This is a genomic window from Pseudomonas paracarnis, from assembly GCF_904063055.1.
In the GTDB taxonomy this organism is placed as follows: domain Bacteria; phylum Pseudomonadota; class Gammaproteobacteria; order Pseudomonadales; family Pseudomonadaceae; genus Aquipseudomonas; species Aquipseudomonas paracarnis.
Map to the genome: position 1 here is coordinate 410,817 of NZ_CAJFCN010000005.1, position 16,002 is coordinate 426,818.

At 62.1% G+C, this 16,002-nt stretch carries 14 protein-coding genes; 6 read left to right on the top strand and 8 right to left on the bottom strand.

All coding sequences use genetic code 11. The features are described 5' to 3' along the window. Nucleotides 1-18: 18 nt before the first annotated feature. Nucleotides 19-963, bottom strand: a complete 945-nt coding sequence (cpaB, locus tag JMV15_RS14030) for a Flp pilus assembly protein CpaB (protein WP_019818341.1) — start codon at nt 961-963, stop codon at nt 19-21. Nucleotides 964-1,299: 336 nt separating this feature from the next. Here cpaB and JMV15_RS14035 point away from each other — a divergent pair, with 336 nt between their 5' ends. Continuing rightward, entirely contained in the window at nt 1,300-1,497 is a 198-nt protein-coding gene (locus JMV15_RS14035; RefSeq protein WP_019818340.1) for a Flp family type IVb pilin, read from the top strand. A 53-nt stretch (nt 1,498-1,550) separates the two neighbouring features. Continuing rightward, the gene (locus tag JMV15_RS14040) at nt 1,551-1,955 is read left to right on the top strand and encodes a response regulator (protein ID WP_014716755.1); all 405 of its coding nucleotides are present in this window, start codon (nt 1,551-1,553) and stop codon (nt 1,953-1,955) included. Between the two features lie 632 nt (nt 1,956-2,587). Here the strand turns inward: JMV15_RS14040 and JMV15_RS14045 are convergent. The 4 genes from JMV15_RS14045 to JMV15_RS14060 form a co-directional block, all read right to left on the bottom strand. Next, nucleotides 2,588-4,270, bottom strand: coding sequence for a ShlB/FhaC/HecB family hemolysin secretion/activation protein (locus tag JMV15_RS14045; RefSeq protein WP_201491606.1), 1,683 nt, complete (start codon nt 4,268-4,270; stop codon nt 2,588-2,590). 186 nt (nt 4,271-4,456) lie between these two features. Beyond that, on the bottom strand, nt 4,457-6,253 hold the full coding sequence (locus JMV15_RS14050) for a collagen-like triple helix repeat-containing protein (RefSeq protein WP_201491615.1): 1,797 nt from the start codon (nt 6,251-6,253) through the stop codon (nt 4,457-4,459). 301 nt (nt 6,254-6,554) lie between these two features. After that, nucleotides 6,555-7,403, bottom strand: coding sequence for a MaoC family dehydratase (locus tag JMV15_RS14055; RefSeq protein WP_201491626.1), 849 nt, complete (start codon nt 7,401-7,403; stop codon nt 6,555-6,557). Nucleotides 7,404-7,405: 2 nt separating this feature from the next. Next, entirely contained in the window at nt 7,406-8,758 is a 1,353-nt protein-coding gene (locus JMV15_RS14060) for a 3-oxoacyl-ACP reductase (protein WP_014716759.1), read from the bottom strand. A gap of 113 nt (nt 8,759-8,871) precedes the next feature. Here JMV15_RS14060 and JMV15_RS14065 point away from each other — a divergent pair, with 113 nt between their 5' ends. Together JMV15_RS14065 and JMV15_RS14070 are read left to right on the top strand one after the other, a co-directional pair. Then, nucleotides 8,872-10,149: an acetyl-CoA C-acetyltransferase gene (locus JMV15_RS14065; RefSeq protein ID WP_201491628.1), complete on the top strand. Its 1,278-nt coding sequence runs from the start codon at nt 8,872-8,874 to the stop codon at nt 10,147-10,149. Nucleotides 10,150-10,283: 134 nt separating this feature from the next. Continuing rightward, the gene (locus JMV15_RS14070) at nt 10,284-11,183 is read left to right on the top strand and encodes a PA4780 family RIO1-like protein kinase (protein ID WP_014716761.1); all 900 of its coding nucleotides are present in this window, start codon (nt 10,284-10,286) and stop codon (nt 11,181-11,183) included. A 142-nt stretch (nt 11,184-11,325) separates the two neighbouring features. On the opposite strand, the gene cueR is transcribed toward JMV15_RS14070, so the two are convergent. The 3 genes from cueR to JMV15_RS14085 all read right to left on the bottom strand — a co-directional run bounded on the left by cueR (nt 11,326) and on the right by JMV15_RS14085 (nt 14,372). Further along, on the bottom strand, nt 11,326-11,727 hold the full coding sequence (cueR, locus tag JMV15_RS14075; protein WP_014716762.1) for a Cu(I)-responsive transcriptional regulator: 402 nt from the start codon (nt 11,725-11,727) through the stop codon (nt 11,326-11,328). Continuing rightward, nucleotides 11,724-13,925 (bottom strand): heavy metal translocating P-type ATPase, encoded by a 2,202-nt coding sequence (locus JMV15_RS14080; protein ID WP_020301946.1) that lies wholly within the window; start codon nt 13,923-13,925, stop codon nt 11,724-11,726. Before JMV15_RS14080 ends, cueR begins: the two co-directional genes overlap by 4 nt. Before the next feature lie 66 nt (nt 13,926-13,991). Beyond that, the gene (locus JMV15_RS14085; protein ID WP_201491630.1) at nt 13,992-14,372 is read right to left on the bottom strand and encodes a hypothetical protein; all 381 of its coding nucleotides are present in this window, start codon (nt 14,370-14,372) and stop codon (nt 13,992-13,994) included. Nucleotides 14,373-14,519: 147 nt separating this feature from the next. Between JMV15_RS14085 and JMV15_RS14090 the strand changes: the two genes are divergently transcribed. Both JMV15_RS14090 and JMV15_RS14095 read left to right on the top strand, forming a co-directional pair. Further along, nucleotides 14,520-14,717 (top strand): heavy-metal-associated domain-containing protein, encoded by a 198-nt coding sequence (locus tag JMV15_RS14090; protein WP_014716765.1) that lies wholly within the window; start codon nt 14,520-14,522, stop codon nt 14,715-14,717. Nucleotides 14,718-14,804: 87 nt separating this feature from the next. Then, nucleotides 14,805-15,998, top strand: coding sequence for a multidrug effflux MFS transporter (locus tag JMV15_RS14095; protein ID WP_019817879.1), 1,194 nt, complete (start codon nt 14,805-14,807; stop codon nt 15,996-15,998). Nucleotides 15,999-16,002: the final 4 nt, after the last annotated feature.

Sequence of the window (16,002 nt, forward strand, 5' to 3'; positions counted from 1 at the left end):
CAAGGCATCCTTGTTCAATCAGGGGGTAGGTTGTGCCGCCGCCGCGCCGCGAATCACTTCGACGCCCCGACGCTGGCCGGTGTCGGCCACCGCGGGGGTGATTTTTTTTGGCGGGCCGCTGAGGGCCAATTGGGTGAATTGGTAGAGATCGCGGTTGGCGCTTTGCACCTTGTCCGGGGTGTCGCTTTCGCCGGCCCAGTAGCGGCTGAGCAATTGTTCGTCGGCACTGCGCACGGCCAGGCGCAGCGTGCCGGCTTGGGAGGCGAGCATCAGCCGGCTCAGCAAGGGTTCGGGCACCGCCAGCACCACACTGCGCGCGGCAGTGCGGCGTTGGGCAGCCTGGGCGCGTTCTTCGGCGGTGCCGGGTGGCGGTACGGCCGGGGTGCCGTCGTTGGCCAAGCCCAACTGGTCGCCGACGCTGAGCAGGCGAATCGCTGGGATGACCACCTGCGCCGACTGCTCGGCATTGGCATTGTCCTGGCGCAAGAACAGCAAGACATCGACGTAATCGCCGGGGCTCAACTGGCCACCGGCACCGATGACCTCATCGACGGCGACGGCCAGTGCGCGTTCGTTTGTACGAATCATGCGGGCCAGGGGGCCACCGGCGGTGAAGCTCTCATCATTGAGCCAGGTGCCGGCACCCAGGGCCCGCAAGGGCGTGCGGCCGATGGCCTGGTCAACGCTGGTCAGGCTGCCAGCCGGCACGGTGCGCAGTTTTTCCACGGCGACATCGGCAGCGGTGAGGGGCACAAAAGGCGCAACCGCGTGCACCAGCACCACGACCGGCTGGCGGGTCTGGTCTTCCACGACAGCAACGGTTTTTTCAACGGAAATGACAGGTGCTGGCGAGGGCGCTACGGCGGGTGCCGGCGGACGGCTCAGCACCAGGCCCCAATACCCTGCAACCAGGGCTCCGATAAGCAGCAAGCCAGCCAGGACCATGCTGATACGACTGTTCATGACGGCGCTCCCTATCCTGTTGCACTGCTTTTATTCCCGTTAATCCAAACGAGTTAAATTCGCAACTGGGCTGTGATGAACAACTAACGATTTGGCTATTTGAAGGTAGCCCAGCTAGGACAAATTGCCATTACTGAATGAAAAATTTATCTGCGCGGTTAAAGCGAGGGCTGTAAATAACGGATTTGTGGGGCTGGCGCGGCGACTAATACTTTATGATTAATTCGTTCTTACAGTTGTGAGTGTTAAATTTGTTGACAATGCTCTAGTGGCACACGGCAATCATTGTGCGGGCCAGCTGTATCGGCGCTTTGTGGCGCATGAAGGAGATCTCATATGATCCTTGACCTGTTCTTGAAATTTTACATTCACGCTCAGTTATTCCTGCGCCGTAGAGACGGGGCGTCGGCCATTGAATATGTGATTATTGTGGCGATAGTTGCGTTGGTAATAGTGGGTGTTGGCACTGGGCTTGGCGAAAAAATTAAAGGCGTTTTAGATAAGGTAGTCGTTGCATTAACGCCAGCGGCCTAACCGTCGATGCTTTCGATTGTTCTCTTGGTGGTCTCATTTATCAGGTACCGCCCATGAGCACCCTTTTGTCATCCCGCCAACAAATCCTATTGGTGGATGACGAGGAGGATGCGCTGATCGAGTTGGCCGAATCCCTCGAAAACGAGGGGTTCGTCTGTTTTACCGCGACCTCCGTCACCTTCGCCTTGCAAGAATTGACACTTCACCCCGATATCGCCCTGGTCATCACCGATCTGCGCATGCCCGAGGAAAGCGGTATCTCCTTGATCAAGCGCCTGCGCGAACACACCTCACGCTCGCATTTGCCTGTGATCGTGATGTCGGGTCATGCAGAAATGGATGATGTCAGCGATATGCTGCGCTTGCAGGTGCTGGATCTGTTTCGCAAGCCGATCTACCTGGCTCGCTTGCTCGATACCCTCAATAGCCTGTTTCCCCTCTCTACACCTGGTCGGTAACGGACCGGCACCGCTTATTAAATGTGGGAGCTGGCTTGCCTGCGATAGCGGTGGCTCAGTTAAATATTCATTGACTGATACACTGCCTTCGCGAGCAAGCCCGCTCCCACATTTGGCTCGTGGGGTGCCAGGCACTTAGTCGCCGACTGTCCGGCCCTCATCGCAGGCAAGCCAGCTCCCACCGTTTGATCGCGGGGGCTCAGGTAGAGAGGTTTCGGCTGTCAGGCCGAAGGGATCTGTCGGGCACTGATTCTGTGAGCAACACAGACCCTTGTGGGAGCTGGCTTGCCTGCGATAGCGGTGGTTCAGTTAAATATTCATTGACTGACACACCGCCTTCGCGAGCAAGCCCGCTCCCACATTTGGCTCGTGGGGTGCCAGGCACTTAGTCGCCGACTGTCCGGCCGTCATCGCAGGCAAGCCAGCTCCCACCGTTTGATTGCGGGGGCTCAGGTAGAGGGGGTTCGGCTGTCAGGTCGCTGGGATCTGTGTCGGGCACTGATTCTGTGAGCAACACAGACCCTTGTGGGAGCTGGCTTGCCTGCGATAGCGGTGGTTCAGTTAAAGATTCATTGACTGACACACCGCCTTCGCGAGCAAGCCCGCTCCCACGTTGATTACAGGTGCCCTCATCACAGTTGATAACTGAAACTCAGCGTATATCGCGGCCTGCGATTAAAGCTGTCCAGGGCGATATCCGACATTGGCTTGGCCGCCTCCAGCGCGATGTTGTAGTACTTCTTGTCGCCAAAACGTAAACCCACCGCCGCCGAGGACATGTCGTTGGCCTTGACCGGCAGGTCGTTGAACCAGGATTTGGCGCGGTCGACTACGACGTAGGGTTGCAGGATCTTCACCCAGTTGCCGGTGCGGTTGAAGCTGTAGTTGACCTCGTACGCCACCCCCCAGCCCTTGTCGCCCGAGCCTTGGTCGTCCGGGTAGCCACGGCCGAAATTCTGCCCGCCGAAGGTCACGCGTTCGCTGTCGGGCAGGGTGTTGTCGCTCCAGTACAGCGCACCCGACAACACGCCTTGCCAGTTGTCGAAGAACTTGTCGCTTTGCACGCCGGAAAGGCGCAGGCGGAAGAAGTCGAGGTCGGGTTTGGCCACGCCCAGGTCACTGCTGGCCTTGGCGCCCAGACCGTCGATGCCCTGGTACAGACCACCACTGATGATGCGCAGGCGTTGCGCGTCGGCTTTGCGCCAATCGCCTTCGAAGGCCAGGGCGCGCAGGTTGGATTCGATGTCGAAACGCAGCGGGTAGCCCACCAGTTTATAGCGCGTGGTCTGGTCGACCGCGTACAGGCGCGTGCCCAGGGTGAGCGACTCGGTGGGGGAGGCGATGAACGGATGGCTCAGGCCAATGGAGTAGCGCTCGATGGACTGGTGCGGCTTGAGTTCGAAACCGCCATCCAGTTGCACGCTGCTGTTGGGGTCGGCGCGATAGCGTTCGGCGGCGAGCGCCAGTTGGGTGCCCTCGGCGTTGATGAACTGGTTGTAGTCCACACGGTAGTAGTGTTCTTTGTCCTCGCCGGGTGGGAACAGGCCGCTGACGCTGAGCTGCTCGCCCATGGACGTCTGGGAATTGCTGGTGGCGCTCAGCAACGCTTGCGTGCCGCCACGGCTTTTTTGCACCAGGCTCATGCTGGTGGTGAAAGGTTTGCGGCTGGCCTGGATCTGCATGTGCGTGGCGCCATCAGTGGTGCCCGGTGGCGGTACTTGCGCCTGTACGCTGAGGCCGGGGATGCGGCTCATCAGCGTGGTGTAGCGCTCGAAAGTCTTGCGGGTCAGCGGGCGCTCAGCCAGGAGCTTCTGCGCGAGTTTATCGACGTAGGCCGACACCGAACCGATGTCGCCGGTTTGTTGATAGTCCTTGATGTAGCCCTCCACCAGTACCACGCGGACCAGGCCGTTTTCGAAATTCTGTTGCGGCAGGAACGCGTAGGACAGCAGGTAGCCATCCTCCTGGTAACGGCGGGTGATCCCACGGGTCGCTTCAATCAGTTGGGCGAGGTTGGTTTCTCGCCCAATCAACGGCGCATACACCTGTGCCGTCTCGGCGAGCGGGTAGACCGTTCCGCCTTCGATCTGCAACTTTCGAATAGTGACCTTGGTGTCCATCAACAGCGGCTGACCGGCAGTCGGTGGCGCTTCAGGTACCTGGGTTTTCGACGAGGGTGGTCGGTAGGCGTCGGCGGGCAGGTTGGGCACCGGCAGGGTGCGGACAGTGTCGTTGCTGTTAAGAAAGCTGGGAAGGGTCTCGGCCTGGACGTAGGCACTGAGGGTGAGCAATAACAACGGCGTCAACACGCGCATAGGACACTCCATGGTCAACTGCAGCAGCGCTTCGGGCCCGCCGGGTTCTGGGACTCGGTTCGGGAGGGTGGCGATTGATAAAGCGTGTCGCCGCCCATAAAAAAGACGAGAGACTTATTAAAGGTCTCTCGTCTCAACCAAGCGTAGGCGCTGTAGGGGAGGCCGTCTAATCGGCCAGGTGCATTTCTATTTGCCGGTCAGGCCGTTCAACAAACCGCCCAGACCGCCAGTGGCCGTAGTGCCGCCTGTGGTTGTGGCCGTGCCGGTTGCTGTGGCGGTGGTGCCGATATTCAGGCCACCGAGCAAACCACCGCTGGTGCCGCCAGTGGTGCCGCCCGTCACCAGGCCACCCACCGAGGCGACGGTGCCGCCGACCGCTGTGACGGTGGTGCCTACCGCGTTGGTGATCGGGTTGGCGTTGGCCGCCGTCAGGTTGGTACCCAAGCTGCTGACTGCGCCGCCGACTTGAGTCACCAAACCGTCCACCGGAGTACCGATACCGGTAGTGGTACCTACGTTTTGCGTCAGTGTGGTGACGCCGGAGGTCACGGGGTTCAAGGCGGCGCCGACAGTGGTGGATACGGTGGCGAGTGGTGCGGTGGCGCCAGTGTTGGCGACACCCGTGCCGCCGAGGACGGTACCCACCGAGGCAATGGTGCCGCCCAATGCGCCGCCGGTTACACCGGCTGCACTGACGGTGCCGTTGGTGTTGCCCGCATTCAGGCCGGTGCCTACGTTGGCTACCACGCCGCCGATCAGCTCGGGTAGGCCGGCAGCTGCGGTGCCGCCGGTTGGCGCGACATACCCGCCCGATGTATCGAGTGCACCACCGACGCCAGTCAGCACGCCGCCGACCACATTCGTGACAGGGTTGCTTGCACCACCCGCAGTAGTGACTTGAGTGCCCAGGCTCGCGACGGTGGTGCCAACTTTATCCAGCACACCACTGACTGGCGTGCCCAGGCCGGTTGCCGTGCCGAGGTTGCCGGTGGTGTTTTCCACCAGCGACACTACAGGCACCAACACTTGGCCGCCCAGGGTGTTGGTCAACGAACCCAGCGGGCCGGTGGTGCTGGCTGTGCTGAGGGTGTCGCCGAGCATGGTCACGGTGGTGCCGACTTTATCCACGACGCCACCTACTGCAGTGCCTACACCACCTGTGAGGCCGCCAACGACGGGGACGCCCCCGAGGGTTGTCGACAACGATTGGCCGGTGGTCGACAGGCCGCCGCCCAAGTCAGCGACGCCGCCGCCGACACCTGCAACCGTAATGCCCAGCGAGTTGGTATTGGTCCCCAGGGAACCCAGACCTGTTGTAACTCCGGTACCGATGGTGGTGACCGCAGTGCCGACCGAGGTGACCAGGCCGCCTGCTGTAGTGCCGACGATTGGAACAGGGGTCAAGGCGCCTCCGAGATCACCCACTGCTGCGCCTACATTGCCTACGGTGGTGCCGAGGGTACCGGCGATCTGGCCGGTAATCAGTGGGGTAGTGGTCGAACCTGTTCCGCCGCCAGTCCCGCCAGTGCCGCCGGTGCCACCACCAGTCCCGCCGGTACCGCCGCCAGTGCCGCCAGTGCCACCGCCAGTGCCGCCACCAGTGCCGCCAGTGCCACCACCAGTCCCACCCGTGCTGCCGTCAGTGCCGCCGGTGCCACCGCCAGTCCCACCCGTGCCGCCGTCAGTGCCACCGGTACCGCCGCCAGTGCCGCCACCAGTCCCACCGGTACCGCCGTCAGTGCCGCCAGTGCCACCGCCAGTCCCACCGGTACCGCCGTCAGTGCCGCCAGTGCCACCGCCAGTCCCACCCGTGCCGCCGCCCGTGCCGCCATCACCGCTCCCGGCACCTGCACCCGCATCCGGCGAGGACGCCGCCACGCTGGATTTATGCCCGCCACCACCGCTGCTGCAGCCGCCCAGGCTCATTGCCAGAACGAGGGCCAGCGCGGTACTTGCTTTCCAAAACACTACTTGAGTTTTCATGATTGAGTTCCTTGCACCTGGTACAACCTTGGTTGTTTCAAACCCTCGTTATTTCTTTGGATAACGATAGGTTTGTCCGTGTGGCTATCTCAGGCCAGGGCACTCTTTCACGCAATGCTCAACTTGGTATTAACGATTTATATACACCCTGCCATCGTCGGCTTAATGACTAATACCAAAGGTGTAATGGAGGGATGTTTCAGGATGTTTATATGAGCAAAATCAAAGTGTTGTAAATAAAGGCGGACCTCGTAAGGTCCGCTATAACTTAGGGTGTATATATACAATTAATCAGGGGTTTTCAGGCAATCGGCTGCCACTTCCCAAGCATATGTTGAATATCCCCAGCGCCTTTGAGTTCCAACCCACCGCTGGAACCGGCCGCGCTGCTCATCACTATCACTTCGCTGGGCAGGCGCACCGGCTTCATGAACTCGACGTCGATTTCAATATTGGCGGCCGGCAAGTGTTCTGCCAGCGCCGCGAGGGTGCGGGCCTTGTTCCACAACCCGTGGGCGATGGCCTGGGGAAAACCGAACAGCTTGGCGGTTGGCGCACTGAGGTGGATGGGGTTGTAGTCGCCGGACACGCGGGCGTAGCGGCGGCCTATGTCAGTGGGCGCTTTCCAGCGCGTCAATTCGGTGAGTGTGTCTGGGGGTTGCAATCCGCTCTCCAGGGCTTCGCCTTCCAGCTTCACGCCCCGACATAACATCTGGCTTTCGCCTTCCCACAAGAGTCCAAGGGCATCCTCTACAACGGTGACGATGTCAAAGGTGGCCCCCTTGGGATGGGGGCTGAGATTGCGTGCGTAAACGCCGACACTCACGTCACCCACTCCACCCAACGGCCGATGAATGCGGATGCGATTGCGCAGGTGGATCAACCCCAGCAGCGGAAACGGAAACGTCTTGTCCGTCAGCAATTGCAGTTGCAGGCCGAACGCGAGGATATGCGGATAAGTCGCGGGCAGCATCGGGCTGTCAGCAAAGCCACACACCTTGCGGTACGCCGCTACGGCGCCGGGATTGACACTCATCCGGCAGCGCAACCCGCGTTCGGGCAATGTGCTGCCGGTGATCTTGCGCTTGAGCGCCGCACGCCAATACAGCGGCAGTAGAGACGGGGTGCTGTCCAACGTTTGCCATTGCATGCTTACGCTCCCAGAAGACTTTGCCCACACACTCGCAGCGTCTGGCCGCTGACCGCACCGGAGCCCGGCTGGCTCAGCCAGGCGACGGCTTCGGCCACATCCTGGGGCAAGCCACCTTGACCCAGGGAACTCATGCGGCGCCCGGCCTCACGCAGGGCGAAGGGGATATGCGCGGTCATCTGGGTTTCGATAAACCCAGGCGCAACGGCGTTGATGCTGATCCCACGTTCCTTCAACAGCGGCGCCCAGGCTTGAGCCAGGCCGATCAATCCGGCCTTGCTTGCGGCATAGTTGGTTTGCCCACGATTGCCGGCGATGCCACTGATGGAGGCCAGCAACACCACCCGAGCGTTGTTTTGCAGTGTGTCGTTGTCGAGCAGGGCCTTGGTCAGCACTTGCGCAGCCTTGAGGTTGACCGCCAGCACTGCGTCCCAGTATTCCGGGGTCATGTTGGCCAGGGTTTTGTCGCGGGTGATGCCGGCGTTGTGCACCAGGATGTCGAGCCCGTCTGGCAGGTGCTCGATCAGTTGGCGTGCGGCATCTTCAGCGCAGATATCCAGCACCACCGTGCGCGCATTCAGGCGTGCGGCCAGGGCTTCAAGGTCGGCCTTGGCCTGGGGCACATCGAGCACAATGACCTCGGCGCCGTCGCGGGCCAGGGTTTCGGCGATGGAGGCACCGATGCCTCGAGCGGCGCCGGTAACCAATGCCTTGCGCCCGGCCAGCGGGCGCGTCCAATCTTGCACCGGGGTATCGCAGGCCGCCAGGCGAATCACCTGGCCGGAGATATAAGCGCTTTTGGGCGAGAGGAAAAACCGCAGCGCGCCTTCCAACTGATCTTCGGCGCCGTCGCCCACGTACAGCAACTGCAGCACGCCACCGCTGCGCAGCTCCTTGGCCAGGGAGCGGCTGAAGCCTTCCAGGGCGTGCTGGGCGCTAGCGGCGAAGGGGTCGCTGAGGCTTTCCGGCGCTCGGCCAAGGATTACCAGGTGTGCACTGTGGTCGAGATTTTTCAGCAGCGGTTGGAAGAATTCGCGCAGTTGCTTGAGCTGCTCGGTGTGTTGCAAAGCACTGGCGTCGAACACCACCGCCTTGAGCTTGGGGCCGTGTCCTGGAATCCACGCGGGCGCTGTCGAGGCTTCGGCGCCGTAGCTGTAGACGGCGTCGGTGAGTCGGTTGGCAAATGCCAGCACCTGGGTTGCCAATGCGCCACCGCCCAGCAGCAGGGCGCCTTCGACCGGGCGCAGGCGCCCGGCTTGCCAGCGTTCCAGGCGTACCGGTGACGGCAGGCCAATGGCGGCGACCAGGCGATGGCCCAGGCTTGAGTTGGCGAAGTCGATATAACGGTCAGACATGGAACGCTCTCCGAAGGCTGGGGTTCAAAGGTTGACCACCCTGGGGTGGCAGTCGTTCGATTGAGCCTAGGCTAGGCTTGATGATTCCACCCACCACCACAAGGGAGCTTTCCATGACTCAATTGCGCCGTGTAGCGATCATTGGCGGTAACCGCATTCCTTTCGCCCGTTCCAATGGCCCCTATGCCACGGCGAGTAACCAGGCGATGCTGACTGCCGCGCTGGAGGGCCTGATCGAGCGCTACAACCTGCACGGCCTGCGCATGGGCGAGGTGGCCGCCGGCGCGGTGCTCAAGCATTCCCGTGATTTCAACCTGACGCGTGAATGCGTGCTCGGCTCGCGCCTGTCACCGCAAACCCCTGCGTACGACATTCAGCAAGCCTGTGGCACGGGGCTGGAGGCGGCGCTGCTGGTGGCCAATAAAATCGCCCTGGGCCAGCTCGAATGCGGCATTGCCGGCGGGGTGGACACCACCTCGGATGCACCGATTGGTGTGAATGAAGGGCTGCGCAAGATCCTGCTGCAAGCCAACCGCAGCAAATCCCTGGGAGATAGATTAAAACTCCTGTTACAACTTCGTCCTCATCACCTCAAGCCGGAACTGCCGCGCAACGGCGAACCGCGCACCGGTTTGTCCATGGGTCAGCACTGCGAGCTGATGGCCCAGACCTGGCAGATCCCCCGCGCCGAGCAGGACCAGCTTGCGCTGGAGAGCCACCAGAAGATGGCGGCGGCCTACGCCGAAGGCTGGCACAACGATTTGCTCACGCCCTTTCTCGGCCTCACCCGCGACAACAACCTGCGCCCCGACCTGACCCTGGAAAAACTCGCCAGCCTCAAGCCGGCCTTCGAGCGCAGCGAAAAGGGCACGCTCACCGCCGGTAACTCCACGCCGCTGACCGATGGTGCCTCTCTGGTGCTGCTGGGCAGCGAGGCGTGGGCCAAGGAGCGCGGCCTGCCGATCCTGGCTTACCTGCGCGATGGCGAAGCAGCGGCGGTGGATTTCGTCCACGGCGCCGAGGGCCTGTTGATGGCGCCGGTGTATGCGGTGCCACGCTTGCTGGCGCGCAACGGCCTGACCTTGCAGGACTTTGATTACTACGAGATCCACGAGGCCTTCGCCGCCCAAGTGCTGTGCACGCTCAAGGCCTGGGAAGACGCCGACTATTGCAAGACCCGCCTGGGCCTGGACGCACCGCTGGGGTCGATCGACCGCAGCCGGCTCAACGTCAAGGGCAGTTCCCTGGCGGCGGGCCATCCGTTTGCCGCCACCGGTGGGCGGATCGTCGCCAACTTGGCTAAATTGTTGGATGCGGCGGGCAAGGGCCGTGGGCTGATTTCCATCTGTGCCGCCGGTGGCCAAGGCGTGACGGCGATTATCGAACGCTGATTGCCGACAAAATTGGCCCATTGAATGCATTCTCAAGGGGTCAGAGGTCAGTAGCCTCTCCCCCCGGCGAGCCGATTGCCGTATAACGAGTTCCACACGCGTGTTTGGTAATACAGGACCCACAATAAAAGCTGATGAAGACTCCTAAACGCATTGAACCCCTGATCGAAGACGGTCTGGTCGACGAAGTGCTGCGCCCTCTGATGAGTGGTAAAGAAGCAGCTGTTTATGTGGTGCGCTGCGGCAATGAATTGCGTTGCGCCAAGGTTTACAAGGAGGCGAATAAACGAAGTTTTCGTCAGGCATCCGAATACCAGGAAGGCCGTAAGGTCCGTAACAGCCGCCAGGCACGAGCCATGGCCAAGGGCTCCAAGTTCGGCAAGAAAGAAACCGAAGATGCCTGGCAGAACGCGGAAGTGGCGGCGTTGTTTCGCCTGGCCGGTGCGGGCGTTCGTGTGCCCCAGCCGTTCGACTTTCTCGAAGGCGTGCTGTTGATGGAACTGGTGGCCGACGAATACGGCGATGCGGCGCCGCGTCTGAATGACGTCGTGCTGGAGCCGGACCAGGCGCGCGAATACCACGCCTTCCTGATCTCCCAGATCGTGCTGATGCTGTGCACCGGCCTGGTGCACGGTGACCTGTCCGAGTTCAACGTACTGCTCACGCCTACGGGCCCGGTAATCATCGACCTGCCCCAGGCGGTGGATGCGGCGGGCAACAACCACGCCTTCAGCATGCTGGAGCGCGACGTCGGCAACATGGCTTCCTACTTCGGGCGTTTTGCCCCGGAGTTGAAGAAAACCAAGTACGCCAAGGAAATGTGGGCGCTGTACGAAGCCGGCACCTTGCACCCGGCCAGTGTATTGACCGGTGAGTTCGACGAACCGGAAGAACTGGCGGATGTGGGCGGTGTGATCCGTGAAATCGAAGCGGCGCGGCTGGATGAAGAGCGTCGCCAGGCGATTCGCGCTGCGGATGACGCGCCACCGAGCAAAGTGCCGGACGAGCCACCGCCGCCGCCTTGGATGCAGTAACTCACAATGTGGGAGCTGGCTTGCCTGCGATGCAGGCACCTTGGTGTATCAGTGACACCGAGGTGATGCTATCGCAGGCAAGCCAGCTCCCACATTGATCGTTCCCACGCGGAGCGTGGGAGCGATCATTGCGTACGGTCTGTCAGGCGCAGCAGTTGCCCGCGGCCAACTCCTTGAGGATCGGGCAATCGGGCCGGTGATCGCCTTGGCAGTGCTCCATCAGGTCCTGCAAGGTATCGCGTAGTTGCCCCAGCTCACGAATCTTGTGGTTCAGCTCGTCGATGTGCTGGCGCGCCAGGGCTTTTACGTCGGCGCTGGCCCGCTGCCGGTCCTCCCACAGGGTCAGCAACTTGCCGACTTCTTCCAGTGAAAACCCCAGGTCCCGCGAGCGCTTGATGAACGTCAGGGTGTGCAGGTCGTCGTGGCCGTACACCCGGTAGCCGCTGTCGGTGCGGTGGGCGGTTTTCAGCAGGCCAATGGCTTCGTAGTAGCGAATCATCTTCGCGCTTAGCCCGCTGGTGCGGGCGGCTTGGCCGATGTTCATGGGCGTTGATCCTCCAAGTCCTTGGGTTTCCAGGTTTTCAACAGCAGGGCGTTACTCACCACGCTGACGCTGGACAAGGCCATGGCGGCGCCAGCCAGTACCGGGTTGAGCAGGCCGAAGGCGGCCAGGGGAATGCCGATCAAGTTATACACAAAGGCCCAGAACAGATTCTGTCGAATTTTCGCGTAGGTCTTGCGGCTGATCTCCAGGGCGGCCGGCACCAGGCGCGGGTCGCCACGCATCAAGGTGATACCGGCGGCGTGCATGGCCACGTCGGTGCCGCCGCCCATGGCGATGCCGATATCGGCAGCGGCCAGGGCTGGTGCATCGTTGATACCGTCGCCGACCATGGCCACCACGCCGGTTTTTTTCAGCTCGGCCACGGCAGCGGCTTTATAGGCGGGCAGTACTTCGGCATGCACATCGTCGATGCCCAAGGCCTCGGCCACCACCCGTGCACTGCCGTGGTTATCGCCGGTGATCAGGTGGCTGCTGATGTGCTGCGCCTTGAGTTGTTGCACGGCTTGCAACGCGCCGGGCTTGAGCGTGTCGCCAAAGGCAAACAGCCCCAGCACGCGCGGCTGCGCACCTTGCTCGATCAGCCAGGACAAGGTGCGGCCTTCGGCTTCCCATTCCTTGGCACGCGGGCCCAAGTCGCCTGCGTCCAGGCCGGTTTCTTCCAGCAAGCGGCGATTGCCCAGCGCCAGTGGCCGACCGTCGAGCGTACCGGCAATGCCGCGCCCGGTGAGGGATTGGCTGGCGCTCACATCGGCCACGTCCAAGCCTTTTTCGCGGCAAGCATCCAGCACGGCCTTGGCCAGTGGGTGCTCACTGCCGCGCTGCAAGGCGCCGGCCTGTTGCAACAATAGGGCTTCGTCACCATCCACGGCCGCCAAATGCGCAATGTTGGGCGCGCCTGAGGTGAGGGTGCCAGTTTTGTCGAACACCACGGCGCTCACGGCGTGGGCACGCTCCAGGGCTTCGGCGTCCTTGATCAAAATGCCATGGCGCGCGGCGACGCCGGTGCCGGCCATGATCGCGGTCGGCGTGGCCAGGCCCAAGGCACAAGGGCAGGCGATCACCAATACGGCGACCGCATTGATGATGGCGGTTTCCAGGGAGGCGCCGTACAGCCACCAGCCCACCACGGTAATCAGCGCCAATACCAGCACGGCCGGCACGAACACCTGGCTGACTTTATCCACCAGTTTCTGAATCGGTGCCTTGGCGGCCTGGGCGTCTTCGACCAGGCGGATGATGCGCGCCAGCACACTTTCTGCGCCCAGGGCCAGGGTGCGCACCAGCAAACGGCCTTCACCGTTGATGGCGCCACCGGTGACCGCATCGCCGGGTTGTTTGGGCACCGGCAGGCTTTCGCCACTGATCAGCGCTTCATCGGCATGGCTCAGGCCTTCCACCACTTCACCGTCCACCGGGAAGCGTTCGCCGGGTTTGACCAGCACCAGGTCACCGTGCTTCAACGCACTGATGGCGACGTCTTCTTCGCGGCCGTCCTGCACGCGGATCGCCCGTTCCGGCCGCAAGGCTTCAAGGGCGCGGATGGCGCTGGCGGTCTGGCGCTTGGCGCGGCTTTCCAGGTATTTGCCCAGCAGTACCAAGGCGATTACCACCGCCGAGGCTTCGAAGTACAGGTGCGGCGTCACGCCTGGGGCGGCGGTGAGCCATTCATAGATACTCAGGCCGTAGCCGGCACTGGTGCCGATCGCCACCAGCAGGTCCATATTGCCGGCGCCGGCGCGCACGGCTTTCCACGCGGCGACATAAAAGCGCGCGCCCAGGATGAATTGCACCGGTGTGGCCAGGGCAAACTGTATCCAGGCGGGGAGCATCCAGTGCAGGCCGAAGGGTTCTACCAGCATCGGCAGCACCAAGGGCAACGCCAGCAGAATGCCCGCCACCAGCGACCAGCGCTCGCGGCGCAGGCGTCGGGCTTGATCGGCGTCGGTGGCGGTTTCGCTTTGGGGCAGGGTGGCGGTGTAGCCGGCTTTGTCGACAGCGGCGATCAGCACGCTGGGGTCCATCTGGCCCTGTACTTCGATGTGCGCGCGCTCATTGGCCAGGTTGACGCTGACACGTTGCACGCCCGGCACTTTGCCCAGCGCGCGTTCGACCCGCCCGGCACAGCTGGCACAGGTCATGCCGCCGATGGGCAGGTCAAAGGTGGTGGATCCATTCATGGGGCAGTCCTCCAGAAGAAGTTGCCACTAGGATCAACCTTAACCTGTGGGGAAGGTCAAGCCCCTTCAGTATTCCAATGCCGCGGCTTTGAGGTACATGCCGTCCGGGCCCTGGGCAATGCGTAATTTGCGTACTTCACCGGCTTTCAAGGTGATGTTCTGCGCGGGTGGCGCGAGCATGCCTGGCAGACAGCCGGGGGCCTGGCTCGGCAACACTTTCAGGCGCAACGACACATCGCCAGGGGGAAGGTTGAAGGCGGTGGCCTGTTCCTGGAACAGACGCCCGGCCAGTTGGTCCTGGATATACAGGCCGATCTCGCAGTGGGTCGGCACTTCCAGGCGTTCGCGGGAAATAATCAGCACCGCATAATCTTCAGCAGCGAGGGCCTGGGGCGCAGCGGCAGGCAAGCTCATCAGGCCGGCAAGGGCAAAAAACAACCAGCGCATGGCGAATGCTCCGTGGTTCACAGCTAGGAAGGTTGAAGCTTGGCCGACGTCGCCGCCGAATACCAGCCCGGCAGAAATACTGAGAACTTGACCTTGCCATCATGGCAAGCTCGACACTGGGCTCAACCTCATCAAAGGAGTCATGTCATGCAAATATTCAGCGTTGAAGGAATGACCTGCGGCCACTGCGTTAAAGCGGTGACCCAGGCGGTACAGAGCAAGGATCCGGCGGCGAGTGTAAAGGTGGATTTGGCAGCGAAAGAAGTGGGTGTGGAAAGCCGCTTATCTGCAGATGACGTGATCGGCCTGATAACCGAAGAAGGCTACAGCGCCAAGCTGGCGTGATTTTTCTGATCGTTAGCCACCTAACGTAATGTTCATGGCACCCAAGCGCGGCTAGACTGTTGAGCTGCCGACTCACTTGGGTGTCTGATGAACCTTCGCATAATCCTGATTTTGGGCGCCTTGAGCGCCTTCGCGCCGTTGGCGATCGACTTTTACCTGCCGGGCTTTCCGGCAATGGCCACGGCCTTCGCCACTGATGAAAAACATATCCAGCTGACCCTGGCGGTGTATTTCGCGGGCCTGGCTATTGGCCAATTGATCTACGGGCCGCTGGCCGACCGCTTTGGCCGGCGTGTGCCGCTGCTCAGCGGCGTCACCCTGTTTACCCTCGCGTCCTTCGCCTGTGCGTATGCGCCGTCCCTGGAATGGTTGATTGGTGCACGCTTCGTGCAGGCCCTTGGCGGGTGTGCGGGCATGGTGATTTCCCGGGCGGTGGTCAGTGACAAATGCGATGCCGTGGGCTCGGCCAAGGTGTATTCGCAACTGATGCTGGTGACCGGCCTGGCCCCGATCCTGGCGCCATTGGCCGGTGGCCTGATGGTCGGCGTGTGGGGCTGGCAGTCGATTTTCCTGGCGTTGTCGTTATTCAGCGTGATGGCGGCCATCGCCGTGGCGGTCGGGTTGCCGGAAACCTTCCCGGCCGATCAGCCGCGCCAGCCGTTGTCGGGCTCGTTGCGCCGCTACGGCTCGCTACTGTCAGACCGGGTGTACCTGGGCTATGCCTTGACCGGCGGCATCTCGATTGCCGGGATGTTTGCCTACATCGCCGGCTCCCCCTTCGTATTTATCAAGCTCTATGGCGTGCCGGCCGAGCATTACGGCTGGTTGTTCGGCTCCAACGCCGCGGGCTTTATCCTGGTGGCGCAACTGAACGCAAGATTGCTCGCCAAGCGCGGCCCCGCGTTTTTGCTGTCGCGCACCGTGTGGGTGTACGTGGCGGCGGCGTTGACGCTGTTGGGAATTGCCGCGTTGCGCACCGAGGCGCTATGGCCGTTGCTGGTGCCGCTGTTTATCTGCATCGCCAGCCTGGGCTGCATTTTGCCGAATACCTCGGCCTGTGCCATGAGCGGGCAGGGGACTCGGGCCGGCAGCGCGTCGGCGTTGCTCGGTTGCATTCAGTTTGGTGTGGCGGCAGGCGCGGCGTCGTTGGTCGGTGTGTTGCACGACGGCACGGCGATGCCGATGGCCATGGTCATCTGCCTCTGCGGGGTGCTGGCGGTGACCATTGCCATGGCGACCCAGCGCCTGCAACGGGCAAGGGCCGTACAGGCGCAGGTCTGACGTT